The following is a 24,454-nucleotide window of genomic DNA, read 5'->3' as shown; positions in this document are numbered from 1 at the left end:
CGCATATATAGTTTATATATGCGCCGGGCGTTGTTGGATAAATTATTTATGCATTTATTTTGCGTATCCAGATCTTGGTGTCGTGCACCGCAAGCCCGCCATAGGGGGCGGCAGGTTCAGCACCGATCAATATATTGATCCCCTCGCCGCGCTCGAATGCCGAGTTCGGGAAAATGCCCTCCGACACCACGACGCCGCGCTTTTGCCCGGCGCGCAGCACGGCATGGAGCACCAGCTCGCCGCGATGATTGCCGATCTCGATGCGCTCGCCGTCCTCGATGCCAAGCTCTGCCGCATCGTCGGGATGGATCAGAAGTTCGGGCCGAACTTCCTTGGCAAGCGATGTCGGCGTTTCGGCAAAGGTCGAGTTCAGGAAGTTATGGGCCGGTGAGGTCGTCATGCGGAACGGATGTTCGGCATCCGCCGTTTCGATCACTTCCCAATGGTCCGGAAATTCCGGAATGGCATGATGAGGCCCCTGAAGTCCCATGACTTCCGGCGGCTTGTTCGGCGAAGGGCTTCCGGTCCAGTCGGGACGGAAGCGGAATTTGCCGTCCGGCCATTTGAAGCCGTTGATATAATGCGCCTCCTCGAAAGGCGGCTGGAGATCGACAAACCGCTTTTCCTTCAATTCGTCGAAATGCGGCAGATCGCTATTGGCGTTCATATTGTCGATCAGCGTGCGCTCGTCGAGATCGAAGCCGGGCAGATGCCCGACGCCGAGCCGTTTCGCCAGCTCGTTGATGACGAAGATGTTGGGACGCGCATCGGCAAGCGGCTCGATCAGCTTCGGACCGAGCACCACATGCTGCTGCCCGCCGCCGCGATAGATATCGTCGTGTTCAAGAAAGGTCGTCGCAGGCAGGACGACATCGGCCATCTTCGCCGTATCGGTCATGAACTGCTCGTGCACGGCGACGAAAAGGTCCTCACGCGCAAAGCCCTTGCGGACAAGGCGCTGCTCCGGGGTGACATTCGCTGGATTGGTGTTCTGAATCAACATGGCCATGACGGGCGGCCCGCCATAAAGCGCTTGCCGGTCGCCGGTCAGGATACGCCCGATCTTCGACTGGTCGAGAAAGCGAATGCCGACATCCTGCATGGCGCGGCCTTCGATTTCGCGCTTGTCCATCTTGAAGATGCCGGAGTTTGAATGGAACGCTCCGCCGCCTTCATGGAGAAACGCGCCCGTCACGCAGGCAATCGAAGCGGCGGCGTGCATGTTCACCGCGCCATTGCGCTGGCGGGTGAAACCATAGCCAAGGCGGAAATAGGTGCGCTTGGTCTTGCCAACGAGATGAGCGAAAGCCTCTATCTCCTCGACGGTCAGGCCGGTGATCGCAGCCGCCCATTCCGGCGTCCGGGTCTGAAGATGCCTTTCAAGCCCCTTCGGATCGTCGGTATAGTGCTCCAGATAATCCCAGTCGGCCAGACCATCGCGGAACAGCACATGCATGACGGCACAGGCAAAGGCGCCATCGGTGCCGGGCTTCAGCACGATGCCCATATCCGCCTGCCGGACGGTCGCATTGGCGTAAACGTCGATGACGACGATCTTCGCGCCACGCTCCTTTCGCGCGCGAACCGCGTGGGTCATCACATTGACCTGCGTGGCAGCGGCATTGGTGCCCCAGATCACCACCACATCGGCTTTGGCCATTTCACGCGGATCAGGACCGGTCAGGCTGCCGGTTCCGGCAAAATAGCCGGTCCAGGCCATGTTGGTGCAGAAACTGTCGAACTGATTGGAATAGCGCTTGGCAAAGCGCAGACGATTGATCGAGTCCCGCTGCACCAGCCCCATCGTGCCCGCATAATAATAGGGCCAGACGCTTTCGCTGCCATAGTCCTGCTCGGCTTTCAAAAAACGCTCTGCGATGAGATCAAGGGCTGCTTCCCATGAAGCCTGCTTCCATTGCCCCTCACCTTTTGCACCGGCGCGAACCAGCGGATGCTTCAGGCGGTCGGGGTGATGCACACGCTCCGCATAGCGCGCGACCTTGGCGCAGATGACGCCAGCCGTGTAGCTGTTGTCCTTTGCGCCGCGCACGCGCCCGATGGTGCGCTCGTCGAGAATTTCCACGTCGAGTGCGCAGGTTGACGGGCAATCATGCGGACAGGCCGAATGACCGATCTTGATATTCGAAATGGGGGCGTGCTGGTTCATAGAAGTTTATTAGCTCAAGCCGTTCTTTGCAGAAACGAAATTCTGCCGGAAGATTGTCGCCGTGACGAAATAAATTTTCAAGATAAGCGCAGCGAAATCGCCCCAAGGACAATAAGAGCCGCTGCTGCGAAGCGCGGCAGGCCGACTTTTTCCTTCAATACCAGTGCGGAGATCAATACGCCGAAGAGGATCGCGGTTTCGCGAAGTGCGGCCACGACAGCAATGGGCGCCATTGTCATTGCCCAGAGCGCGAGACCATAAGAGCCGAGCGTACCGACCCCGCCGATCAAGGCCGGACGCCAGCGATTGCGCAGATATTGGATAAACCGGTCCGGCTCGCGATAGAATGCCCAACCAGCAAGAGGTACGGCATTCATCAGGAAGAGCCATAGCGTATAGGAAAGCGGCTCGCCGGAAACACGGACGCCAAGACCGTCGATAATCGTATAGCTTGCGATGAAGCCGGCATTGGCGAGCGCCAGCAAGGCGGTGCGGCTCGAGGTGCCGCCATTCCTGCGCCGCGCATCCAGCGCCATTGCGAGGACACCGGAACAGATCAGGATGATGCCAAGCCAGCTTTGCCAGCCCATGACCTCGCCGACCAGCGGCGCGCTCACCAAAGCCACCAGCAAGGGCGGCGTGCCGCGCATGATCGGATAGGCCTCGCTCATATCGCCGGATTTATAGGCGGCGGCCACCAGCGACATATAAAATGTCTGCGTGACCGTCGACAGAAGCATGTAGATCCAGCTTGCCGGGTTCGGCAGCGGCAAAAAAGGCAGGACGAGGAGAGCAATCAGCCCGGCAGCACTGGTGACGCTGGCTGCGCCGAAGAACTTGTCTCCGCTCCCCTTGACGATTGCGTTCCAGCTCGCGTGGAGGAACGCGCCAAAAAGGACGATCAGAAGGACGCCACCAGACATTTCGGGACTCGACTCAAAGGTAGGAGCGGAAGTTGAAGGTTGTATGTCATATTTGTGACGGCAGGGATACAGAGGTGTTTTCGCCTTTCCCTATCATCCCTCTTGCCGAAAACAGGCCGACATGAAACAAGCGCTGCCATGAATTATCGTCACGCCTATCACGCCGGAAATTTTGCGGATGTCGTCAAGCATGTCATCCTGACGCGCCTTGTCGAATATCTGAAAAGGAAGGATCAGGCCTTCCGTGTGATCGACACCCATGCAGGCATCGGCCTTTACGACCTGAAAGGCGTCGAGGCGGGCAAGACGGGCGAATGGACAGGCGGCATCGACCGCATCATGGACGCGGTCGAAAAAGGGCAGATCGAACAGCCAACGCTCGAACTGCTGGAGCCCTATCTCGCCGCCGTTCGCGCCGTCAACAAGGGCGAAAAGCTCCGCCATTATCCCGGCTCCCCCCTCCTCGTGCGGCACCTGCTGCGCAAGCAGGACCGTCTGTCCGCGCTGGAACTGCATCCGCGCGATGTGGTGACGCTATCGAAACTGTTTGAGGGCGATTATCAGGTTCGCGTAACCGAGCTCGATGGCTGGCTTGCGCTGGGCGCTCACCTTCCGCCGAAGGAAAAACGCGGCATGGTGCTGGTCGATCCGCCGTTCGAGAAAGAAGGGGAGTTCGACCGGCTTGTGGAGGGGCTCGTCAAGGCGCACAAACGTTTCAGCGGCGGAACGTATGCGCTCTGGTATCCGGTGAAGGACCGGCGGGAAACGGAGCGCTTCACCAGACAATTGCGCGAAACCGGCATTCCCAAGATCTTGCAGGTCGAACTTGCGATTCGCGCACCTTCCGCGGAACCCCGGCTTGACGGCACCGGAATGATTGTGGTCAACCCGCCCTATACACTTGAAAGTGAGATGCAAACCCTGCTTCCCTGCCTTACCAAGCTTCTGGCTGAGGAAAAGGGGAGCAATTTCAGCATCAAGTGGGTGCGCAGCGAAACGGATCGCACTTGACCCGGAGAAATTGCTAGCAGAAACTGCGCCTCAATGAGCTTCGGTCATGACAGAATTCAGCGAGCTGGCTCGCAATTTCGGACAGGATAGAGATATGCAACGAACCCTGGATCGCATCGGACAGTTTTCACGCGCAGCCGCTTTCGCCGCAGCCGTCCTTCCGCTGACGCTGGCTTCTCTGCCAGCGAGCGCCGCAGACTATCTTGCTCCAGCTCCGGCAGGTGTTGCCGATGCGGGCGCGTGCAGCCAGCAGAGCGTCCTGCGCTCCGTGGTTTCCGATTTCGGCTATCAGGTGCGCCACGTCCCGAATTTGCCGCAGGTCGGCATCACGGCCATGAGCGATGTTCAACTGACGCGCTATGAGCCGAAGACCAACCCCGCCCAGATCGAACGCACCTATTGCAAGGCGACCGCCGTCCTGAGCGACGGCCAGTATCGTCCGGTCTGGTATATGGTCGAGGAAGGTCAGGGCTTTGCCTCCATGGGCCGCAATGTCGAGTTCTGCGTCGACGGCTTCGACCGCTGGTATGTGTACGACGCCCGGTGCCGCGTTCTTCGCTAACACTACAGTTGCATTCTTCGTGATGCCGGGCTGCAAAGAGCAATTTGTCTGCGTTCCGGTGCTCATGTACCCAAAAGTACATTGCGCTCCGGTACTCGAAAATCACTCTTTTCGCCACGGCCTGACGAATTTGCAACTGTGTGTCTGTTCCAAAAGTCGCCCTGCCGCTTTTTGATTCAGACACTGAGGCGGGGGAGCGCAACGATTGAGTGGAGGACATATGCTGCGGAATTTTGGTGCGGCGGCGTTAATGTTGCTCGTAGCGGCGCTTGCGAGTGTTTCAGCGGTCGCACCGAGCCGGGCTGACGATACGCCCGGCGATTTCGACTTCTATGTCCTCTCCCTCTCCTGGTCGCCCAGCTATTGCGCCATGGAGGGTTCCCGCGCCGACCGGCAGCAATGCGGGTCAAATCGCCCGCTCGGCTTCGTGGTTCATGGTCTTTGGCCACAGAACGAATGGGGCTATCCGGCGAACTGCCAGCTCGACAACAGCCGCAGCCGTGGCAGCTATGTTCCCCGCCAGATCCTTTCCGGCCTGTCGGATATCATGCCGTCAACCGGCCTCGCCGCCTATCAGTGGCGCAAGCACGGCAGTTGCTCCGGCCTTTCGCAGGATGACTATTTTTCCACGCTGCGCAATGCTTTCGATCGGGTCAACATTCCGCCAAGTCTGCGCAATTTGGGGAGCGGACGGCGTGTCGATCCCGTTCTCGTCGAAAAAGCCTTCGTCGCGGCCAATCCGGGCATGAAGCCCGATGGCATTTCCGTCAGTTGCAAGCGGAACTACCTTCAGGAAGTCCGTATCTGCCTGACGAAAGACCTCCGGTTCCGGGCCTGCGGCGAGGTGGATGCCAATGCCTGCCGCAGCCGCTCCGTCATGATGCCCGCAACACGATGACCCTTCATATCAGGTCCAAATCAGGCCCAGCCAGGAATAAACCATGACCCAGATTCTCTATTCACCCGCTTCGCCCTATAGCGCGAAGGTTCGCATGGCCGCGCATCATGCCGGCCTTCCGTTTGAAAGCGTCGTCGTGAATACCTCGGCGGAACCGGAGAACCTCATTCATGCCAATCCGCTCGGGAAAATTCCCACGCTGATAACGGATGACGGCAAGCCGGTCTTCGACAGCCGCGCCATCGTCCAGTATCTGAACCGGGTTTCAGGCAACAAGCTGTTTCCGCGCAATGCCGAAAAGCGCACCGATGCGGAGCGGTACGAAGCCATTGCCGATGGGCTTTGCGATGTGCTCCTCGCACATGTCTACGAACGGCGTATGCGCCCGGAAGAAAAAATTCACCAGCCCTGGCTCGACCTGCAATGGCGCAAGGCCGAACGCGCGCTCGACCTTCTCAACGAAGCGCCGCCGCGTCTGGCAGGCAGGCTCCATGCCGGTCATATCGCCGTCGCAGCCGCGCTCGGCTATCTGGCGCTGCGCTTTGAAGGCAAATGGGAACGCAACCGTTCCAAGCTCAAGCGCTGGATGAAGCGTTTTCAGGAACTGCATCCCGAACTGACGGAACTGCTGCCGCGCGGCTGATGGTCCGAAACAAATGAAACCCCGGATTTTCCGGGGTTTTCTTTTGCGGTTTACTGTTTCCCGTCGATCGCCTGCAAAATCCGGTAAGCGGCCTTTATACGCTCTTCATTCGGGTAACTCCGGTTCGCGAGCAGAACGATTCCGGTCTTCTTCGCGGGAATGAAGGCCGCATAGGCGCCGAAACCATTGGTCGAGCCGGTCTTGTTGATAAACATGTTCGGCGATGGCGCTTGCGGGGGATCGAACTTCTCGATCCTGTGCGATTTCAAGGCCATATCGGATGAATTGCCGGACAGGAGCGTCTGGAGCGTCACCGGATAGGCATAAAGTTCCCAGCCGAGCCCCTGATTGTTCGGGCCGACATGGTAGTAACCCGTCTGCGTTGCGGCGACGGCCTTCCGGAACTCCGGGGCCAGCGGCGCACTGTCCATATTCAATTCTACGAAGCGAAGGAGATCGGGCGCGGTCGTCTTGATGCCGTAGGCCTCCGTATCGAATGCGCCGCCCGAAACGCGGGTCGGCTTGCCCGACTTGGAATAGCCGTAGGCATAGTTCTTCATCCGGCTTTCCGGCACATGGATGAACGTGTTTTTCAGGCCGAATGCGGGCAGAAGCTTCTGCTTCATCAACACATCGAACGGCTGGCCCATGCTGCGCGCAGCGAGGTAGCCGAACAGCCCGATGCTGGGGTTGGAATACCGGCGCTGCGTGCCTGCCGGATAATCAGGCTGCCAGTTCTTGAAATAGGGCATCACGGATTTGCGGCTGACTACCGTCTCAGGAAACTGCAACGGCAATCCGCCCGGCGTGTAGGTTCCCAGATCGAGCATGGTAATCTTGTCGAAACTGCTCCCTGCCAGTTCGGACGACCATTTCGATGCCGGGTCGGACAGCGAAAACGCACCGGTGGCCAATCCGTAACCGCCAAGCGTCGCGGTAAAGGTCTTGCTGATCGAGCCGATCTCGAAGATCGTGTCTTCATCGACCTTCTGCCCGCTTTCCTTCGATGCCACGCCATAACCGAAGAAGCGGCTCTTGCCGTCGATGGTGATGGCGACGGCCATGCCGGGGATTTTCTGCTCGGCCATGAGCGGACGCACGGTTTCATCGACAATGCGGCGCAGATCGCTATCGCCTGCAGCAAGCGCGCGGCTGTTCGGGATAATCGCGGCCGTCCCGAGGAGACCGATCAAAAGTGTCGTAGATTTTCTCATGACAGATGAATAAACCTCATGATTATGCGTTCGGCTGCGTCCTTATGAAGACATAACCGTCAATGCGCGATCCATTATACGGAAGCCCGTCATGCACGGGATGCAAGCCTTTCAGACCCTGCTGATATACGACGCTTGCGCGGTGGCGACAAACGACGTTATCTAGCATTTGGCATTAGAAAAATTTGGGTCTCCATGGTTCGTCCGCATCTTCCGCTCAATTCGCTGCGCGCCTTTGAAGCGTCGGCGCGTCACCTCAGTTTTACCAAGGCCGCGATTGAACTCTGCGTCACGCAGGCCGCTGTCAGCCATCAGGTGAAGAGCCTTGAGACCCGGCTGAATGTGACGCTGTTCGAGCGCCTGCCTCGCGGGTTGATGCTGACCAGCGAAGGGGAAACGCTGCTACCCACATTGAAGGACGCATTCGACCGCATTGCCGGAACGCTCGAACGTTTCGAGGCGGGGCATTACCGGGAGATATTGCGGGTTGGCGCGGTCGGAACGCTGGCGGTCGGCTGGCTTCTGCCGCGCCTGCGCGATTTTCAGAATCGATACCCATTCATCGATTTGCGGCTTTCGACCAATAATAACCGGGTGGATATTGCGGCGGAGGGGCTGGATTACGCCATCCGGTTTGGCAGCGGCGCCTGGCACGGCATCGATGCAACCAGGCTGCTGGAAGCGCCATTGTCACCGCTTTGCATTCCCGAACTTGCACGCGAATTGCGAACCCCGGCCGATCTTACGCGCCATACGTTGCTGCGCTCCTATCGTGCCGATGAATGGGCGCAGTGGTTTCTGGCGGCGGGCGTCGCGGGCGACATGCCCCTGCCCCGAAGCATCATGTTCGATTCGTCGCTTGCCATGATGGAAGCCGCCATGCAGGGAGCGGGCATTGCGCTTGCGCCGCCACTGATGTTTTCCCGGCAATTGCTGTCGGAAACCATCGTCCAGCCATTCGAAACGACGGTGACGATGGGCAGTTATTGGCTGACAAGGCTGCAATCGCGAGCGGAAACCGAAGCGATGTCGGCTTTTCGCGGCTGGCTGACAGATGCCGCGAACGACTGAACCCAAAAACGGCGCAACAAAAAACCGGGCAGTTGCCTGCCCGGTTTTCCGTGTTCAATTATCAGATAATTAGAACTTGTAGCCAACGCCGACGCGGATGTCGTGGGTGTCGAGCTTGTTACGGACCGTTTCGGTGCCAAGATCATAGGTCTTGTTGCCGAACTGGGTGTAACGGTATTCGACGCGGCCCAGGATGTTGTCCGTGAGCTTGGCTTCCAGACCTGCACCGGCAGTCCAACCAACGCGGAACTTGCTTTCGTCGTCAAAGCCGTTGTCGAGCTTGACCTGCGAACCGGCAACACCGGCGGTGATGTATGGCATGACCGGGTTCAGGTCGTAGCCGAGACGTGCACGCAGCGAGCCTTCGAAGCCCTGCTTGACTTCCAGACCGTCCTTGGACTTCTTGGCCCAGGAGTAGCCGGCGTCACCTTCAACACCGTATACGAACTGATCCTGCTGGAAGTTCCAGCCAGCGTAAGCGCCAGCCTTCATGTCGTCCGGCTTGATGGTGCCAACGGCGTCGGTCTTGGCCTTGTTCCAGCCGTAGCCGAGATACAGACCGGTGTAGCCGCCAGCCCAGGTGTTCTGGGGAGCCATTTCGACCGGAGCCGGAACAGGAGGCTGTTCCTGGATGGCGTCAGCAGCGAAAGCAGTCGCAGAGAACGGCAGCAGCGCAGCCGAGGCGATTACGAGAGACTTAAGAGTGCGCATAGCATTCTCCTTACACAAATTACCTTTAGCGCGGTCCCTTATCGGGCGGGCGACATAGGGAGTAATCGTCCATGCCGCGCTGACAGGACCGACATATCGGCGGTAATTGCGGCACGAAATGCCCGCTTCTGTGGAGAGAACCTGACCAGAACATGGCAAAATTGCGATGTTGCATTATCGCAACGCCGGCAACAGGCACCTATATAGTGGGTGGGGAGCGACCGGGGTGCTGCCTGTCGGTCGGCCAGATGAAACGAAGTCGCTGAAATCCCTACAAATTTGTCAGCTATGAATGTTGCGGGCGCTGTTTTTAGCTGCAATTTTCCGACCGAAGTGGCATGAAATCGATTGAAGAATCTCGATAAGAAAGTGTTTACCGTGTTGAATGATCACGAGCCCAGCCTGCTTGCCAAATGTCCGGTTCTGGTAACCGGCGGCGCACGGCGCATTGGAAAGGCAATCGTCGAAGACCTTGCCGCCCATGGCTTCCCGGTCGCCATACACTGCAATCACTCCGTCGATGAAGGCGCGGCCCTCGCAACGGCCATAAACGAACAGGGCGGGAAAGCCTGTGTCGTGCGCGCGGACCTTTCGTCCGAAGCCGATGTTCGCAATCTTGTGAAGGATGCGTCGAGCCAGATCGGGCCTGTCCGGCTTCTGGTCAACAATGCGTCGCTTTTTGAAGATGACCGCATCGGGCAACTGGACATGGCGCTGTGGGACAAGCACTTTGCCATCCACCTCAAGGCGCCTGTCCTGCTGGCCGAGGAAATGGCGAATGCCCTTCCAGACGGCGAAGACGGGCTCGTCGTGAACGTGATCGACCAGCGTGTTTGGAAGCTCAATCCGAACTTCTTTTCCTATACGCTCTCGAAGACGGCGCTTTGGAATGCCACCCGAACCATGGCGCAGGCGCTCGCGCCGCGAATCCGGGTCAACGCAATTGCCCCCGGCCCCACATTGCCGAGCGAGCGGCAGAAGCCGGGCGATTTCGAGCAACAGGTCGAGAAACTTCTTTTGCAGCGCGCTCCGGAATTGTCGGAATTTGGGCATACTGTTCGTTATTTCTGGGAAAGCCGCTCCGTGACCGGCCAGATGATCGCCCTTGACGGCGGACAGCATCTGGCATGGGAGACCCCGGATATTGCAGGAATCACCGAATGACCGGAAATCGCAAGAACAATGAGGATACTGTCGCCAACCTGCCGCCCGACGACGAGCAGGATGTGGCCGGTATCATCATTGGCGACGCGGAAACCGAAGAGGACGACGAGAGCGACGATATGGTTGAAGCTCCCGCCTCCCCGTCTGCTGCCGATTCCATCCAGTGGGATTCCTCCGACGGCCTGCCGGATATAGAAGGCCTGAGCGGTCAGGATATCATCAATGCTTTCGTGAAGCGCCTGCCCAACAATCCGGGCGTCTATCGCATGTTCAACGCCGATGGCGACGTGCTCTATGTCGGCAAGGCGCGCAATCTCAAGAAGCGCGTGTCCAACTATGCGCGCGGGATTGGCCATTCGAATCGCATAACGCGAATGATCCGCGAGACGGTGACGATGGAATTCGTCGTCACCCGCACGGAAACCGAAGCCCTGTTGCTGGAAGCCAATCTCATCAAGAGATTGCGCCCGCGCTTCAACGTGCTGATGCGCGACGACAAGTCGTTTCCCTATATTCTTTTGACCGGCGACCATCGGGCGCCCGGCATCTTCAAGCATCGCGGCGCGCGATCCCGCAAGGGCGATTATTTCGGCCCATTTGCTTCCGCTGGCGCAGTCGGTCGCACGATCAATGCGCTCCAGCGCGCCTTCCTGCTGCGAACCTGCACGGATTCGGTTTTTGAAACACGAACCCGCCCATGCCTTCTCTATCAGATCAAGCGCTGTTCCGGCCCCTGCACGCATGAAATCAGTGATGAGGACTATGCAGAACTGGTCAGGGAGGCAAAAGCCTTCCTTTCGGGCAAAAGCCAATCGGTAAAGGATCATCTGGCAGCCGCGATGCAGGCCGCATCCGCCGATCTCGACTTTGAACATGCAGCGGTCTACCGCGACCGTCTGGCAGCGCTTTCACACGTCCAGTCGCATCAGGGCATCAATCCGCAAACGGTTGAAGAAGCAGACGTTTTCGCCATCCATCAGGAAGGCGGCATGACCTGCATTCAGGTCTTCTTCTTCCGCACCGGCCAGAACTGGGGCAACCGCGCCTATTTCCCGAAAGCCGACAGTTCGCTTGGGCCTGCGGAAGTTCTCGAAGCCTTCCTGTCGCAATTCTATGACGACAAGCCATGCCCGCGTCTCGTTCTGTTGTCCGAGACGGTGGAAGAACAATCGCTGATCGCCGAAGCGCTTTCGACGCGCGCGGGGCATAAGGTGCAGGTCAACGTTCCGCAGCGCGGCGAGAAGAAGGACCTTGTCGATCACGCGCTCACCAATGCGCGCGAGGCGCTTGGGCGGCGGCTTGCCGAAACATCGTCGCAGGCACGCCTTTTGCAAGGCATGGCCGAAACCTTCGGCCTGTCGCAGCCGCCGCGCCGGATCGAGGTGTATGATAACTCCCACATCATGGGCACGAACGCTGTCGGCGGCATGATCGTCGCCGGGCCGGAAGGCTTCGTCAAAAACCAGTACCGCAAGTTCAACATCCGCTCGACCGACATTACGCCGGGCGACGATTTCGGCATGATGCGCGAGGTCATCGAACGGCGTTTCTCGCGGCTGGTCAAGGAACATGGCACGCCGGAAGCACCTGCCGACGCCGAGGTAACGGATACGTTCCCCGCCTGGCCCGATGTCATCTTGATCGACGGCGGGCAAGGTCAGGTGGGTGCCGTAAGGCAAATTCTCGGCGAGCTTGGCATCAGCCATCTTGTCAATGCCATCGGCATTGCGAAGGGCGTCGACCGTGAAGCGGGACGCGAGCGCTTCTTCGTGGAAGGCAAGCAGCCCTTCACGCTGCCGCCGCGCGATCCCGTGCTCTATTTCATCCAGCGCCTGCGCGATGAAGCGCACCGCTTCGCCATCGGCACGCACCGCGCCCGGCGCAAGAAGGAAATGGTCAAGAACCCGCTCGATGAAATCGCGGGAATCGGCCCGTCGCGCAAGCGTGCGCTCCTGCATCATTTCGGGACGGCAAAGGCTGTTTCACGCGCCGCGGTCGAGGATCTCATGCAGATCGACGGCATTTCGGAAGCCATGGCGCGGACGATCCACGACCATTTCCGGGATCGATGACACAAACTTGTCCGGGTTTCGTCCACAAGCGGCATTAGGTCCCGGCCGAACACGTTTGCGGGAGTTGATTTTATGTCCCATCCCTGTTGATGTGCGGCTGACAAACATGCGGCGGAACGATGCAGAAGAATCATACCCTCTCCCTACCCAATATCCTCACTTATGGCCGGATCATCGCCGTGCCTCTTGTGGTGTTGTGTTTCTTTGTCGAGGGACGGCTGGAATCGAGCGATTTCGCCCGCTGGACGGCTCTTGCACTGTTTGCCATCGCCAGCATCACCGACTTTTTCGACGGCTATCTTGCCCGTATCTGGAAACAGACGTCGACCATCGGCCGCATGCTCGACCCGATTGCCGACAAGCTTCTCGTATCCGCCATCCTGCTGCTGCTTGCCGCTGACGGTACGATTGCGGGCTGGACGCTATGGGCCGCCATCATCATCCTTTGCCGCGAAATTCTGGTTTCGGGCCTGCGCGAATATCTTGCCGAGCTGAAGGTCAGCGTTCCCGTTTCGCGCCTCGCCAAGTGGAAGACAACCGCACAGATGATCGCGCTGGCATTCCTGCTGGCAGGCCCTGCCGGTGACAAAATCATGCCCTATGTAACGGAAACAGGCATTGTCCTGCTTTGGGTATCGGCTCTTCTGACGCTTTACACGGGCTGGGATTATTTCAAGGCGGGCCTGAAACACGTAATGGATTGATCCAGTGGCGGTAAAACTCGTCTATTTTGCATGGGTGCGCGAGAAAATCGGCAAGGGTGAGGAGATCATCGAACTCCCCTCGCCTCAAACAACTGTCGGCGATCTGATCAGCCATCTGAAATCGCTTGGGCCGGAATATGAAGCCGCTTTCGAGCACGAGCATGTCATTCGCGCCGCGATCAATCAGGAACATGCCGAGCATGGCGAACTCGTGAATGACGGCGACGAAGTTGCGCTCTTTCCGCCCATGACGGGAGGGTGAAATGAGCGGGCAGACCGAGTGCCCACTGTTCGTCGGCATAAGAAGCGAAGATTTCGACACGGCGGCGGAACTGCGCAGGCTTGGACAGAGCCGAACGGATATCGGCGCCATCGTCACCTTTACCGGGCTTTGCCGCGATGAAAGCGGCACGCTTTCCGCCCTGGAACTGGAACATTATCCGGGCATGGCCGAAGCGGAAATCACCCGCATCGCCCGGCAGGCCATCGCGCGCTGGCCGATAACCGCGCTTACGATCATTCACCGTTACGGACTTATCAAGCCGGGCGAAAACATCGTTCTGGTGGCTGCGGCGTCATCGCATCGCCATGCGGCTTTCGAGGCCGCCTCCTTCCTGATGGACTACATGAAAACCGACGCTCCGTTCTGGAAAAGGGAGCATCTCGCGGACGGCTCGGTCGGCGGCTGGGTGTCGTCCAAAGAGGAGGATGAGAAGATTCGCGAACGCTGGAAACAGTCCTGATCTTCCGATTGCAGATTTTACTATTGATCTCAATTTTTCATCTTAATTGCGAATTAACTATTTAACCCCCTAGAATAGTGGGTAATTTAGCTGGCGCGTTCTTGCGCCGCCACAATTTTCACACGAAGATTTCGTTATTGTCGGCCTCATGAATCAGATGCCGACAGGCGATGGTAACAGACAGACCGGAAACCGCATCAGCGCCATCTGTCTTGCAACAAACAACGCATGCGGGAACGGAAGTTTCGGGCTTTAACGATGCGAAATGGATTGGCGAAAACCCTTTCAATTGCTGCAGCACTTGTGGCCGGCATTGGCGCGCTCGGCGGCGCTGCCCTGTTCCTGACCACCTCGATGCCGACAAGCAGCCTGGCGGCGGAGAAAACCGTCAACGGCAAGGTCGTCTACCGCGAGCGGATCGCGCTGCCGCCGGAAGCAAGCCTGACGGTTCAGCTTTCCGACGTCTCGCTGGCCGACGCCCCGTCCAAGGTCATTGGCGAAGCACGGATCGAATCCGTTCAGGGCTCGCCGATCCCGTTTGCCATCAATTTCGATACGGACCAGATCCAGCCCGGCCACAGCTATGCCCTGCAGGCGCGTATTTCGGCAGGCGATACGCTGTGGTTCGTCAATGACGAACGCTACGCCATCGATCCGGAGAACCCCGGCGAACCGGCGGAAATCAAGGTCGTGATGGTTCGCAAGAGCGGTGACGAGGGTGCGGCCACCGGCATAGAAGGCAAGGACTGGCTGGCGGAAGACATTCAGGGCGGCGGCGTGATCGACAACGCACAGACGACCCTGACGGTTTCGACCGATGGCGCCGTCAGCGGCTCGGGCGGCTGCAACCGCTATTTCAGCAAGGCGACCGTCACTGGAGAGAATATTGCCTTTGCCGAGATCGGATCGACCTATGTCCAGTGCCCGCCTGCCCTCATGAACCAGGAACGCAAGTTCCTCGACGTGCTCGGCAAAACCAAGTCATACAAGATCGATATGGGCAAGCTCGTTCTCTTCGACGACGAAGGGAAGGAAATGGCGAGGCTCGCGCAGAGCCTTTGAAACTTGTTTCCGCCCAACCAACAAAAAAGCCCGGTCAGACCGGGCTTTTTCTTTATATTCTCATTGGGATCAGCCGACGATTTCGGTGCCCGAGAACCAGTATGCGATTTCTTCGGCAGCGGTTTCCGGAGCATCCGAACCGTGGACGGAGTTTTCGCCGATCGACAGGGCGAATTCCTTGCGGATGGTGCCTTCATCAGCGTTTGCCGGGTTGGTTGCGCCCATGATTTCGCGGTTCTTGGCGATAGCGTTTTCACCTTCCAGAACCTGAACGACCGTCGGGCCGGAAGACATGAATTCCGTCAGTTCGCCGAAGAAAGGGCGATCCTTGTGAACAGCATAGAAGCCTTCAGCTTCACGCAGGCTCATCCAGACGCGCTTCGAAGCGACGACGCGCAGGCCAGCTGCTTCGAGCTTGGCGGTGATTGCGCCGGTCAGGTTGCGGCGGGTCGCATCGGGCTTGATCATGGAGAAGGTACGTTCGATTGCCATTATGACACCTTGTGCTGGAATTTTCAGAAAAGTGAGGCTCTATACCGTCGATAGGCCCGATTGCCAAGAGGCGAACCGATTAGCACCTTGAGACGACAGAAAATTGATTGCATAGATGATGCCGCGCCGATTCAGCCCGCGGAAGCGGTGCGGACGGACGGTCAGGGGGTCTCGTGGAACAGCATTTTCAAATGTTCGCCTATTACAACCGATGGGCAAATGAACTTGTCTATGCTGCCGCAGCGGAACTGAGCGACGAGGAATACAGGCTCGACCTCGGCCTGTTCTTCGGTTCCATCCACCGCACGCTCAATCACATACTGGTCGCCGACCGCATCTGGATGAAGCGCTTCACCACGGAAGGCGACCACCCGAAAACGCTCGATGCGATCATTTCCGACAATTTCATCATGCTGCGCGATCTGCGGCAGGCGGAAGACGCGCGCATATGCCGCTTCGCGGACGGGCTCGACAGCCAGAAACTTGGTGGCCGCTACAGCTACACCGCGCTCAATGAAATGCGCACGATAAGCCAGAGGCTCGCGCCGTCGCTTGCGCATATGTTCAACCACCAGACGCATCATCGCGGACAAATCCATACCGCGTTCACCCGGCTGGGGACGGAAGCGCCGTCGCTCGATCTCATGCATTTCCTGCGAGCGGAAGGCGGACGTCGCTTCGCCTGACTGTTGTTGATACTTGCGGAAACGCTTCAAGCCGTGCAAAAGCGCTTTCATCATGCTTATCCTTGACGATATCTCCGTACGAATTGCCGGACGCCTCCTGATCGACCACGCCAGCGTGACGCTGCCAGCGGGATCGAAGACGGGCTTTGTCGGCCGCAACGGCACCGGAAAATCCACGCTTTTCCGCGTGATTACGGGCGATCTCGCGCCGGAAACCGGCAGCATCTCGCTTCCGAAGAATACCCGTATCGGTCAGGTCGCACAGGAAGCGCCCGGCACCGAAGAAGCGCTGATCGAAATCGTCATGAAGGCGGACAAGGAACGCGCAGCGCTTCTGGAAGAAGCGGCCACAGCGACCGATCCGCATCGCATCGCCGAAATTCACACGCGCCTTGCCGATATCGACGCCCATTCCGCAGAAGCACGCGCAGGCGCCATTCTGTCCGGCCTCGGTTTCAGCGCCGAAGCGCAACGCCAGCCAGCGTCAGCCTTCTCCGGCGGCTGGCGCATGCGCGTCGCGCTGGCTGCGGTCCTCTTTGCAGCGCCAGACCTGTTGCTCCTGGACGAACCGACCAACTATCTCGATCTTGAAGGCGTTCTGTGGCTTGTCGACTATGTGAAGCGCTATCCGCACACGGTCATCATCATCAGCCATGATCGCGATCTCCTGAACTCCGCGACCAGCTCGATCATGCATCTCGACCAAAAGAAGATCAGCTTCTGGCGCGGCAATTACGACCAGTTCGAGCGCCAGCGCCACGAAATGCTGGAATTGCAGCAGAAAGCGCACGCCAAGCAGGAAGCCCACCGCAAGCACATGGAATCCTTCGTGGAACGCTTCCGCGCCAAGGCAACCAAGGCACGGCAGGCGCAATCTCGCCTGAAGGCGCTGCAAAAGCTGAAGCCGATTGAGCTTTATGTCGAAAGCCATGTGCAGCCGTTCCGCTTTCCGGACGCGGAAAAGAAGGCCGCCTCACCGATCATCGCGCTCGACAATGCGGATGTGGGCTACGTGCCGGGCAAGCCGGTGCTGCGCAACGTGACGCTGCGCATCGACAATGACGACCGTATTGCGCTTCTGGGCTCGAACGGTAACGGCAAGTCGACGCTGGCCAAGCTGATTGCCGGTCGCCTGACGCCGGAAAAAGGCACTCTTACGATTTCGCCCAATCTGAAGGTTGCCTTTTTCGCGCAGCATCAGCTTGATGACCTCATACCGGAAGACAATGCCATCGAGCATGTGCGCAAGCTGATGCCGACAGAGCCTGAAGCAAAAGTCCGTGCCCGTGTCGCACAGATGGGCCTTTCGACCGAGAAAATGCTGACGCCTGCCAAGGATCTTTCCGGCGGTGAGAAAGCGCGCCTCCTGATGGGCCTTGCGACCTTTCACGGCCCGAACCTGCTGATCCTCGACGAACCGACCAACCACCTGGACATCGACAGCCGCGAGGAGCTTGTGCATGCGCTCAACGCTTTCAACGGCGCGGTGATCCTTATCGCCCACGACCGCCACTTGATCGAAGCCACGATGGAACGGCTGTGGCTGGTTCGCGAAGGCGGCGTGAAGACGTTTGATGGCGATCTCGATGAATACCGTCAGATCGTTCTGGCCGATGCCAGGGGAGAACCGGCTTCCGACCGCGACGATAACGCCAAGGTCAACAAGGCCGAGCAGCGAAAACTCGCCGCCCAGAAACGCGAAGCCATGGCGCCACTGCAGAAAAAGATCAAGGAAACCGAAGCCTTGATTCAAAAACTGCAGAAACAGATTCAAGGCTTCTCGTCCCAACTGGAAGATCCGGCTCTTTATGAGAAGGAGCCTCAAGAGGCGATCCGCATCAACAAGGACATGAGCGATGCACGCTCTGCCCTTGCGGACGCTGAGGATAAGTGGCTGGAAATGTCGGCCGAATATGAAGAAGCAATGGTGGAATGACGATCCAGAGTGCTGTGGCGAACATCCATCGCACAAGGCCTACGACCCCACCGGCTTGTTGGCGAATTTGACAACACCGTAAAATGTTGGCATACTTGACAACATGAAAGCGCAAAAGCTCACCGAGCATAAGAGCGTCGAGACAGACGGAAGTATTATCCAATTCGTTATCTGGCAGGTTCCGACGCCGGTGCCGCCTGCGTCCCATGGGTTCAAATACCGGATGGTTTATATCCAAAACGGACAACGTGTCGTCGGCTTCGATAATGAGCGTGGAAAGGGCGACCATATGCATTTGGACGGCAAAGAATATCCTTATCAGTTCACAACCCTGGACCAACTCATCGAGGATTTTTTATTGGAAGTAGAGAAACGGAGGCGGTCATGAGAACATTAACGATCACGACGAATCCGAACTGGAAATCAGCATTGCGTACAGCTGGGCAGCGCGCCAAGGCGGGGCTGGCATCTGGTGAATATCAGGGCGAAACGCTCAATTTCGAGACGCCGGCAGCTTTCTTTTCCCAGCTTACCGAACGGCGCTGGCTGTTGCTCAATGAGCTTTTGGGAAGTGGCACAGTAGGTGTGCGGGAACTTGCCCGCCGATTGGGCCGCGATGTTAGGCGTGTCCACGAGGACGCGGCGGCTCTGGTCGAATTGGGCCTGATAGAAAAAGACGAGCGCGGCGCACTCTATTGCCCGTATGGTAATATCCACGTTGACATGGTGATGGCTCCGTCCACAAAAGTGGCGTGATGCAGGGCTGTTCCTGTCGGAAATGCCCTCTAAATCTTTCTATCCGAGGCATAATCTTATCGATCCTGGTTTCACTCCGGTCGGATTATGCCTTAGGCAAACATCAACAAGACCACGATTGCGAGTACTGCCCAGCCAATAATACGGAACGTTTTCGGCAGCGGGCGTGGCGCCAGCTGCACCGCGAACACTGCAAAAATAGCGGTCAGGATCGGAAAAGCCATGAACATGGCCAAATAGCCGCTCGATCCTTCAAAGGACGAGCCGAGCCAGCCGAGTTCCACCATCGGAACGAGCGCAACAAAGGCAGCAAGTGCGGACAGCAGTAACAGTAGAAGACGGTCGAGAATCGCAGCCCGCATCCCTGCGTCCTCAGCTTTGCCGCCGCAACCGCGTACGCATCAGGCCATAGACGCCAAGTACGCCAAGAACGAGACCGATGGTCATATAGGTCTCGTCGGGCGTTTCCGCTCCGCGCCGCAAGACGAGATCGGCTTTTGAAAGCTGAAGCCCATCCGTATTGCCCTGCACGAGCCGGAAAGCATAAGAGCCCGGAATAACCGGATCGATATCACCCGCGCTCTGGCGCAGAACGCTGCCGTCCTGCGGGCGGTCCGTATTGATGGAGCCGGTGGTCGAGGCGAAATCCAGTCCCTGGGAGAGAACCGGCTGACCGTCGCGGCTGACCGCGAGCGTAACCGCCGAACGTCGTTCCGCAGGCACATAGCCCGGCAAAGGCGTCGCATCGATGAACACGCGCACCGGCCCGTCAGCCGTCGATAATCTGACTTCCTGTATCTTGAAGCCGCTCTGCCGATTTTCCAGCATGGTCCAGCGGCCAATCTCGCTTCCGGTGAAATGGCGCATATACCAGGGATAGCCGATACCAAGGCCAAAACCCGCGACGATCATCACAATGAAAAACAACCGCCTCACGCCTTACGCTCCCAGCGGCGATCCGGCGTCTGCTGCCAGTAGGTCAAATCGTGGTTTCCCGCCTTGAAATTTTTCCATTGCCCGCGGGCAATATCGAGCTGCTCCTGATCGTGTCCGTCGAACATGACGACGAGACGCTCATAGGCGTCCGCCTGTTCCAGCCCCGCGCCTTCAACGAGAAAGCGCACCGTCGCTCCATTCGGATTGGCTTCACTCGTGGTCAGCAAGACCGGCTGGTGTTCGGGATGAGGCTCCTTGTCGGTTCCGTGCGCCACGAAAGAAGTGTCGGAGAAAGTCCAGAGCAAACCGTCCAGCGCATCGCGTCTTTCTTCGCTGACGGTCTGGATCGTGACGCGCCAGCCGCGCCCGAGCGAGCGCTCGACCAGGCCGGGCAAGGCCTCATCGAGTGTCGATTCCGTCAGATGATAGAAGAGGATTTCCGCCATGCACTATCCGTTTCACGAAAGGGTGGAGAAACTGATTCCGCTTCTCCACCCATCCCTTTGTTCAGAAAAAGATTTTAGCTTTCAAAATGATCCCGGACAAGGCGGTCCAGCAGGCGAACGCCATAGCCGGAGGCCCAGGTCTGGCTGTATTCGTTAGCGGGCGAGCCCATTGCCGTTCCCGCAACGTCGAGATGCGCCCACGGGGTCTCGCCGACGAAGCGCTTGAGGAACTGTGCCGCCGTAATCGATCCGCCGTAACGGCCAGCGCTGTTCTTCATATCGGCGAACTTCGAATCGATCATCTTGTCGTATTCGGTGCCAAGCGGCAGGCGCCACAGCTTTTCACCCGTCGACTGGCCCGCATCGTAAAGCTGGTCCGCCAGTTCGTCGTCATTGGAGAAGAGACCGGCATGATACTGGCCGAGCGCGACCATGACAGCACCCGTAAGCGTGGCCAGATTGATGATGAAGCGCGGCTTGAAACGGTCGTTCGTATAGTGCAGCGCATCGGCGAGGACGAGACGGCCTTCCGCATCGGTGTTGATGACTTCAATCGTCTGCCCGGACATGGAGGTCACGATGTCGCCCGGACGCTGGGCGTTGCCATCGGGCATGTTTTCCACAAGGCCGATCACGCCGATTGCATTGACCTTCGCCTTGCGGCCAGCCAGAGCGCGCATCAGGCCGGTCACGGCTGCCGCGCCGCCCATGTCGCCCTTCATGTCTTCCATGCCGCCAGCAGGCTTGATGGAAATGCCGCCCGTATCGAACACCACGCCCTTGCCGACGAAGGCCACCGGCTTTTCCTTGCTCTTCGCGCCCTGCCATTCCATGATGACCAGTCGCGGTGGGCGAACGGAACCCTGCGCCACGCCAAGAAGCGCACCCATGCCGAGCTTCTTCATTTCCTTCTCGCCCAGCACCTCGACCTTCACGCCGAGCTTTTCGAGCTTTTCAGCTTCCTGCGCGAACTCGACAGGGCCGAGGATATTCGCAGGCTCATTGACGAGATTGCGCGCCTGGATAACGCCGTCCGCCACCGCTTCGGCGACTTCTAGAGCCCGCTTCGCAGTATGGGCATCCGCGACGCAGATGTTGATCTTCGCGGAGTGTTTCGGATCGCCGTTTTCCTCATCGTTCTTGCGCGTCTTGTAGCGTTCGAACTTGTAGGAGCGCAGAATCATGCCCAGCGCCACATCGGCGGCTTCATCACCGGCGATGGTGGTTTCCGGCAGTGCCAGCGTCACGGTTGCGCGGTCGGCCTTGCCGATTCGTGCAAAAGCCGCCCCGCCGATCTTCAGCCAGTCGTCATTGCCAAGCTTGCCGGGTTCGCCGACACCGACCAGCACGATCTTGTCGACACCGCTGGAAGTTGTCTCGATCGCTTCAGCCGTCTTGCCCAAGGCACCCGTAAACCCGGAAATTTCGGCAATGCGCCTGATCTTTTCCGCACCGCCGGCAGCTGCGGCCGCCTCGTCCGCAAAGCCGCCGCCCTTGGCGACGAGGACGATGGACACGCCTTTTTCCGGTACTGCAAAATCGCTGAAAGAGATCGAAGGACGTTTAGACATGACAACTCCAAACTTGGTGTCGATTTAAGAATGACACGATTGTGTCGCGACTTTTCCCCACTCATGTGAGACGAATATGGCGAAACAGCAAGAGTGGAACCGGGATTGTTCCAGTTTTAGGCCGAGGAAAACCGTGCAAGACACAATTGCGAGCCAGTCTTACCCGCATCATGCAAAAACTGGTTGCCTTGAGCCGACGCATCGCTCATTAACGGGACCCGTTAACAGGAACACGAGAGCTGGCATCTTCGTGATGGTTTTAGTAATCTGTTAACCGCGTTTATTGGGTCAATCTTAGCCAAGCGTCATTAAGTTTAGTCATTGTCACGAGCGCCGCAGCCTTTTTCGGATGCGCGCTCCTTCAACGGAACCGGGATGTAGACTCCACCTATGCGATTGATCGAGTTGTACATCCTGCGCCGGGTGGCGATCATGTTCCTCGCAGTGCTTGGCGCTGCGGTCGGCATCACCTGGACCGTGCAGGTGCTCCAGCGCATCGACTTTCTGACCACAAGCGGCCAGACATTCCAGACCATCGTTCAGTTCAGTTCGCTGTTGATTCCCTCGGCTATTCCGCTCGTGATGCCGTTTGCGCTGATTATTGCCATCACGCAGACGCTGTCCACCATGAACCAGGATTCGGAGCTGGTCGTCATCAATGCATCCGGCGCACCGCGCAGCGCGGTCATGCGCCCGATCCTGATTCTCGCGGCCGTTATCTCCGTCATCTCGTTTCTGGTCGCCAACTATGTCGATCCCTATGCGCGCATGAACATGCGCGCGATGATCGCCAATGCCAGCGCCGACCTCATGAATGTCATCGTTCAGGAAGGCAATTTCCGCAAGCTCGCCGACAATCTCTACATTCAGGTGGCGGAACGGCGCGCCGATGGCAGCATCGGCGGGCTTTTCATTGCCGATTCCCGCGATCCGGCGCTCGACCTCATCTATTATGCAGCCGATGGCGCGATTGCTTCGACGCCGACCGGCGACATGCTTTTGATGCAGAATGGCGAAGTGCAGCGCCGCGATGTGGCGGATGGCACGGTTTCGATCATCAAGTTCAATTCCTATGCGTTCGATCTCAGCCAGTTCGCCTCGGCTGGCGACGATTTCGTCATTTATGCCAAGGACCGTCCTCTTTCCTATCTGCTGAACCCCGACCCGAACGATCCGATCCTGCAGACCCGACCGCTGCGATACAAGGCAGAATTGCACCGGCGGCTGACGCAATGGCTCTATCCTGTGGTCTTTGCGATGATTGCCCTGGCGTTCGCGGGCGATTCCCGCTCGCACCGCGAAGCCCGTGTGTCGGCGTCCTTCTCGGCGATCAGCACCGCCCTTCTCGTCTATTGGGCCGGCTATTTCGCCTCCGACCGGGCCGACAAGGATGCAGGCTATATCATCGTCATGTACCTGGTTCCCGCAGCCGTCATTCTCGTAACAGGCTTCGCGCTCGCCACCGGGCGGCGGATCGGCCTGCCGGACAAATGGAACGACCGCATTCTCGACAGTTTCGACAGTGTGAGAAACAATGTTTTGGCGCTCTATGCGCGCCTCACCGGACGTTCACGCAATAATGCCGGAGGAAAGGCATGATCGGCTGGACGCTTGGGCGCTATTTCTTCATCCGCTATGTGCAGATCACCCTCTATTTTCTGCTCGGCATTTTTGCTTTGTCGCTGCTTCTCGATTTTACCGAGAATGCGAGCAAACTTTCAAACCTGCCGGATTATTCCGTGTGGGCGGCGCTTGGCCTGTCCGCCATGCGCGTTCCCTTCATCATGCAGCAGATGATCCCGTTCGTCGCCCTGTTCTCGGCAATGGCGACACTCATCTCGCTCAACAGAAAATACGAGCTGGTCGTCGCGCGCTCGGTCGGCGTGTCGGCCTGGCAATTCCTTCTGCCCGCCTGTTTCGGCGCCTTCCTGTTTGGTCTGGCTACGATCTTCGTCCTCAATCCGTTTGCCGCCTACGGCTTTGCAAAGGCCGATGAAATCGCATCGACGTGGAAGACCGGCAAGGTTACCGATGTCTCCGCGCTGCGCGATCCGTGGCTGCGTCAGAAGACCGATGAGGGCGAAACGATCATCGGCGCGAAAAGCATACTGGATCAGGGCGCGACGCTGGCTGACGCCACTTTCATCCAGTTCGATGAAAAGAAGAATATCAGGGAACGCTTCGACGCACGCAGGGCGCAGCTCAAGGACGGTTACTGGGAACTGACCGATGTGACGCGATTCGCACGCGGCGAAGAGCCCCAGAAAATGGCGCGTTTCCAGATCGAGACGCAGCTGCGCCCGGAATATGTGGAAGAGAAGCTCGCGACGCCTGACACGATCCCCTTCACGCAGCTGCGCCGCAAGATCGAGGTCGCGCGTTCCTTCGGCTACTCCGCAAACGCGTTTGACATGCAATACCAGTCACTTCTGGCTTTGCCGGCATTGCTGATGGCGATGACTCTCATTGCTGCAACAGTGTCTTTGAAATTTGTGCGATTTGGTCAGTCAGGAGCTATGATTCTGGGTGGCGTTATCGCAGGCTTCATGCTTTATGTCGTTTCGGTGCTGGTGAAGGCATTCGGGAATGCGGGATTCGTCCCGCCATTCGTGGCTGCCTGGGTTCCGGTTATTATCGCGACATTCTTTGGTGTCTCCTTTTTGTTGCATAAGGAGGATGGTTAGTG

At 58.2% G+C, this 24,454-nt stretch carries 26 protein-coding genes; 17 read left to right on the top strand and 9 right to left on the bottom strand.

Features of this window, described 5'->3' with window-relative positions; translation table 11 throughout:
• Positions 1-46: 46 nt before the first annotated feature.
• Both J9800_RS14100 and J9800_RS14095 read right to left on the bottom strand, forming a co-directional pair.
• On the bottom strand, positions 47-2,167 hold the full coding sequence (locus J9800_RS14100; RefSeq protein ID WP_114215739.1) for a molybdopterin oxidoreductase family protein: 2,121 nt from the start codon (positions 2,165-2,167) through the stop codon (positions 47-49).
• 77 nt (positions 2,168-2,244) lie between these two features.
• Positions 2,245-3,090 carry an EamA family transporter gene (locus J9800_RS14095; RefSeq protein WP_112592058.1) on the bottom strand — a complete coding sequence of 282 codons (846 nt, stop codon included), beginning with the start codon at positions 3,088-3,090 and terminating at the stop codon, positions 2,245-2,247.
• 138 nt (positions 3,091-3,228) lie between these two features.
• Between J9800_RS14095 and J9800_RS14090 the strand changes: the two genes are divergently transcribed.
• The 4 genes from J9800_RS14090 (at position 3,229) to J9800_RS14075 (ending at position 6,204) form a co-directional block, all read left to right on the top strand.
• On the top strand, positions 3,229-4,101 hold the full coding sequence (locus J9800_RS14090; RefSeq protein ID WP_210845856.1) for a 23S rRNA (adenine(2030)-N(6))-methyltransferase RlmJ: 873 nt from the start codon (positions 3,229-3,231) through the stop codon (positions 4,099-4,101).
• 94 nt (positions 4,102-4,195) lie between these two features.
• Entirely contained in the window at positions 4,196-4,663 is a 468-nt protein-coding gene (locus J9800_RS14085; protein ID WP_112592157.1) for a phage portal protein, read from the top strand.
• 220 nt (positions 4,664-4,883) lie between these two features.
• Positions 4,884-5,561, top strand: a complete 678-nt coding sequence (locus tag J9800_RS14080; RefSeq protein WP_112592061.1) for a ribonuclease T2 family protein — start codon at positions 4,884-4,886, stop codon at positions 5,559-5,561.
• A gap of 43 nt (positions 5,562-5,604) precedes the next feature.
• The gene (locus tag J9800_RS14075) at positions 5,605-6,204 is read left to right on the top strand and encodes a glutathione S-transferase (RefSeq protein ID WP_114215741.1); all 600 of its coding nucleotides are present in this window, start codon (positions 5,605-5,607) and stop codon (positions 6,202-6,204) included.
• Positions 6,205-6,254: 50 nt separating this feature from the next.
• Here the strand turns inward: J9800_RS14075 and ampC are convergent, their stop codons facing one another.
• Positions 6,255-7,418, bottom strand: coding sequence for a class C beta-lactamase (gene ampC, locus J9800_RS14070; protein WP_114215742.1), 1,164 nt, complete (start codon positions 7,416-7,418; stop codon positions 6,255-6,257).
• 195 nt (positions 7,419-7,613) lie between these two features.
• Between ampC and J9800_RS14065 the strand changes: the two genes are divergently transcribed.
• Complete coding sequence (locus J9800_RS14065) at positions 7,614-8,489, top strand: LysR family transcriptional regulator (RefSeq protein WP_114215743.1); 876 nt, start codon at positions 7,614-7,616, stop codon at positions 8,487-8,489.
• Between the two features lie 69 nt (positions 8,490-8,558).
• Here J9800_RS14065 and omp25 read toward each other — a convergent pair whose 3' ends face one another.
• Positions 8,559-9,200, bottom strand: coding sequence for an outer membrane protein Omp25 (gene omp25, locus J9800_RS14060; RefSeq protein WP_112592067.1), 642 nt, complete (start codon positions 9,198-9,200; stop codon positions 8,559-8,561).
• Positions 9,201-9,548: 348 nt separating this feature from the next.
• Here omp25 and J9800_RS14055 point away from each other — a divergent pair, with 348 nt between their 5' ends.
• The 6 genes from J9800_RS14055 to J9800_RS14030 all read left to right on the top strand — a co-directional run bounded on the left by J9800_RS14055 (position 9,549) and on the right by J9800_RS14030 (position 14,945).
• On the top strand, positions 9,549-10,364 hold the full coding sequence (locus tag J9800_RS14055; protein WP_114215744.1) for an SDR family oxidoreductase: 816 nt from the start codon (positions 9,549-9,551) through the stop codon (positions 10,362-10,364).
• The gene (gene uvrC / locus J9800_RS14050; protein ID WP_114215745.1) at positions 10,361-12,436 is read left to right on the top strand and encodes an excinuclease ABC subunit UvrC; all 2,076 of its coding nucleotides are present in this window, start codon (positions 10,361-10,363) and stop codon (positions 12,434-12,436) included. Before J9800_RS14055 ends, uvrC begins: the two co-directional genes overlap by 4 nt.
• Positions 12,437-12,555: 119 nt before the next feature.
• Complete coding sequence (gene pgsA / locus J9800_RS14045; protein ID WP_112592072.1) at positions 12,556-13,140, top strand: CDP-diacylglycerol--glycerol-3-phosphate 3-phosphatidyltransferase; 585 nt, start codon at positions 12,556-12,558, stop codon at positions 13,138-13,140.
• 4 nt (positions 13,141-13,144) lie between these two features.
• Positions 13,145-13,402: a molybdopterin converting factor subunit 1 gene (moaD, locus tag J9800_RS14040; protein WP_112592074.1), complete on the top strand. Its 258-nt coding sequence runs from the start codon at positions 13,145-13,147 to the stop codon at positions 13,400-13,402.
• 1 nt (position 13,403) lies between these two features.
• Entirely contained in the window at positions 13,404-13,883 is a 480-nt protein-coding gene (locus tag J9800_RS14035) for a molybdenum cofactor biosynthesis protein MoaE (protein WP_114215746.1), read from the top strand.
• A gap of 258 nt (positions 13,884-14,141) precedes the next feature.
• Positions 14,142-14,945, top strand: coding sequence for a YbaY family lipoprotein (locus J9800_RS14030; protein WP_112592077.1), 804 nt, complete (start codon positions 14,142-14,144; stop codon positions 14,943-14,945).
• Between the two features lie 69 nt (positions 14,946-15,014).
• Here J9800_RS14030 and ndk read toward each other — a convergent pair whose 3' ends face one another.
• Positions 15,015-15,437 carry a nucleoside-diphosphate kinase gene (gene ndk / locus J9800_RS14025; RefSeq protein ID WP_112592078.1) on the bottom strand — a complete coding sequence of 141 codons (423 nt, stop codon included), beginning with the start codon at positions 15,435-15,437 and terminating at the stop codon, positions 15,015-15,017.
• Positions 15,438-15,610: 173 nt separating this feature from the next.
• On the opposite strand from ndk, the gene J9800_RS14020 reads away from it, so the two are divergent.
• From J9800_RS14020 to J9800_RS14005, 4 genes are all read left to right on the top strand, one after another.
• The gene (locus J9800_RS14020) at positions 15,611-16,123 is read left to right on the top strand and encodes a DinB family protein (RefSeq protein WP_114215747.1); all 513 of its coding nucleotides are present in this window, start codon (positions 15,611-15,613) and stop codon (positions 16,121-16,123) included.
• Positions 16,124-16,175: 52 nt separating this feature from the next.
• Positions 16,176-18,059: an ATP-binding cassette domain-containing protein gene (locus J9800_RS14015; RefSeq protein WP_114215782.1), complete on the top strand. Its 1,884-nt coding sequence runs from the start codon at positions 16,176-16,178 to the stop codon at positions 18,057-18,059.
• A 103-nt stretch (positions 18,060-18,162) separates the two neighbouring features.
• Positions 18,163-18,447 (top strand): toxin-antitoxin system TumE family protein, encoded by a 285-nt coding sequence (locus tag J9800_RS14010; RefSeq protein WP_114215748.1) that lies wholly within the window; start codon positions 18,163-18,165, stop codon positions 18,445-18,447.
• Positions 18,444-18,815 carry an HVO_A0114 family putative DNA-binding protein gene (locus tag J9800_RS14005; RefSeq protein ID WP_114215749.1) on the top strand — a complete coding sequence of 124 codons (372 nt, stop codon included), beginning with the start codon at positions 18,444-18,446 and terminating at the stop codon, positions 18,813-18,815. Before J9800_RS14010 ends, J9800_RS14005 begins: the two co-directional genes overlap by 4 nt.
• A 92-nt stretch (positions 18,816-18,907) precedes the next feature.
• Here the strand turns inward: J9800_RS14005 and J9800_RS14000 are convergent, their stop codons facing one another.
• The 4 genes from J9800_RS14000 to J9800_RS13985 form a co-directional block, all read right to left on the bottom strand.
• Positions 18,908-19,177, bottom strand: a complete 270-nt coding sequence (locus tag J9800_RS14000; protein ID WP_114215750.1) for a hypothetical protein — start codon at positions 19,175-19,177, stop codon at positions 18,908-18,910.
• 10 nt (positions 19,178-19,187) lie between these two features.
• A complete protein-coding gene (bspB, locus tag J9800_RS13995; RefSeq protein ID WP_114215751.1) occupies positions 19,188-19,751 on the bottom strand; it encodes a type IV secretion system effector BspB in 564 nt (187 codons plus the stop codon).
• On the bottom strand, positions 19,748-20,197 hold the full coding sequence (locus J9800_RS13990) for a DNA polymerase III subunit chi (RefSeq protein WP_112592084.1): 450 nt from the start codon (positions 20,195-20,197) through the stop codon (positions 19,748-19,750). Before J9800_RS13990 ends, bspB begins: the two co-directional genes overlap by 4 nt.
• A 74-nt stretch (positions 20,198-20,271) precedes the next feature.
• Positions 20,272-21,768, bottom strand: a complete 1,497-nt coding sequence (locus tag J9800_RS13985; RefSeq protein ID WP_112592086.1) for a leucyl aminopeptidase — start codon at positions 21,766-21,768, stop codon at positions 20,272-20,274.
• Positions 21,769-22,158: 390 nt separating this feature from the next.
• Here J9800_RS13985 and lptF point away from each other — a divergent pair, with 390 nt between their 5' ends.
• Positions 22,159-23,367, top strand: coding sequence for an LPS export ABC transporter permease LptF (gene lptF, locus J9800_RS13980; RefSeq protein WP_114215752.1), 1,209 nt, complete (start codon positions 22,159-22,161; stop codon positions 23,365-23,367).
• Positions 23,364-24,452 (top strand): LPS export ABC transporter permease LptG, encoded by a 1,089-nt coding sequence (gene lptG, locus J9800_RS13975; protein ID WP_112592090.1) that lies wholly within the window; start codon positions 23,364-23,366, stop codon positions 24,450-24,452. The genes lptF and lptG overlap by 4 nt, the downstream gene beginning before the upstream one ends.
• Positions 24,453-24,454 lie beyond the last annotated feature (2 nt).

Source organism: Ochrobactrum sp. AP1BH01-1 (genome assembly GCF_018066705.1).
Lineage (GTDB): Bacteria > Pseudomonadota > Alphaproteobacteria > Rhizobiales > Rhizobiaceae > Brucella.
Note: the sequence above shows the minus strand (reverse complement) of the source record. Positions and strands in the feature narration are given on the sequence as shown.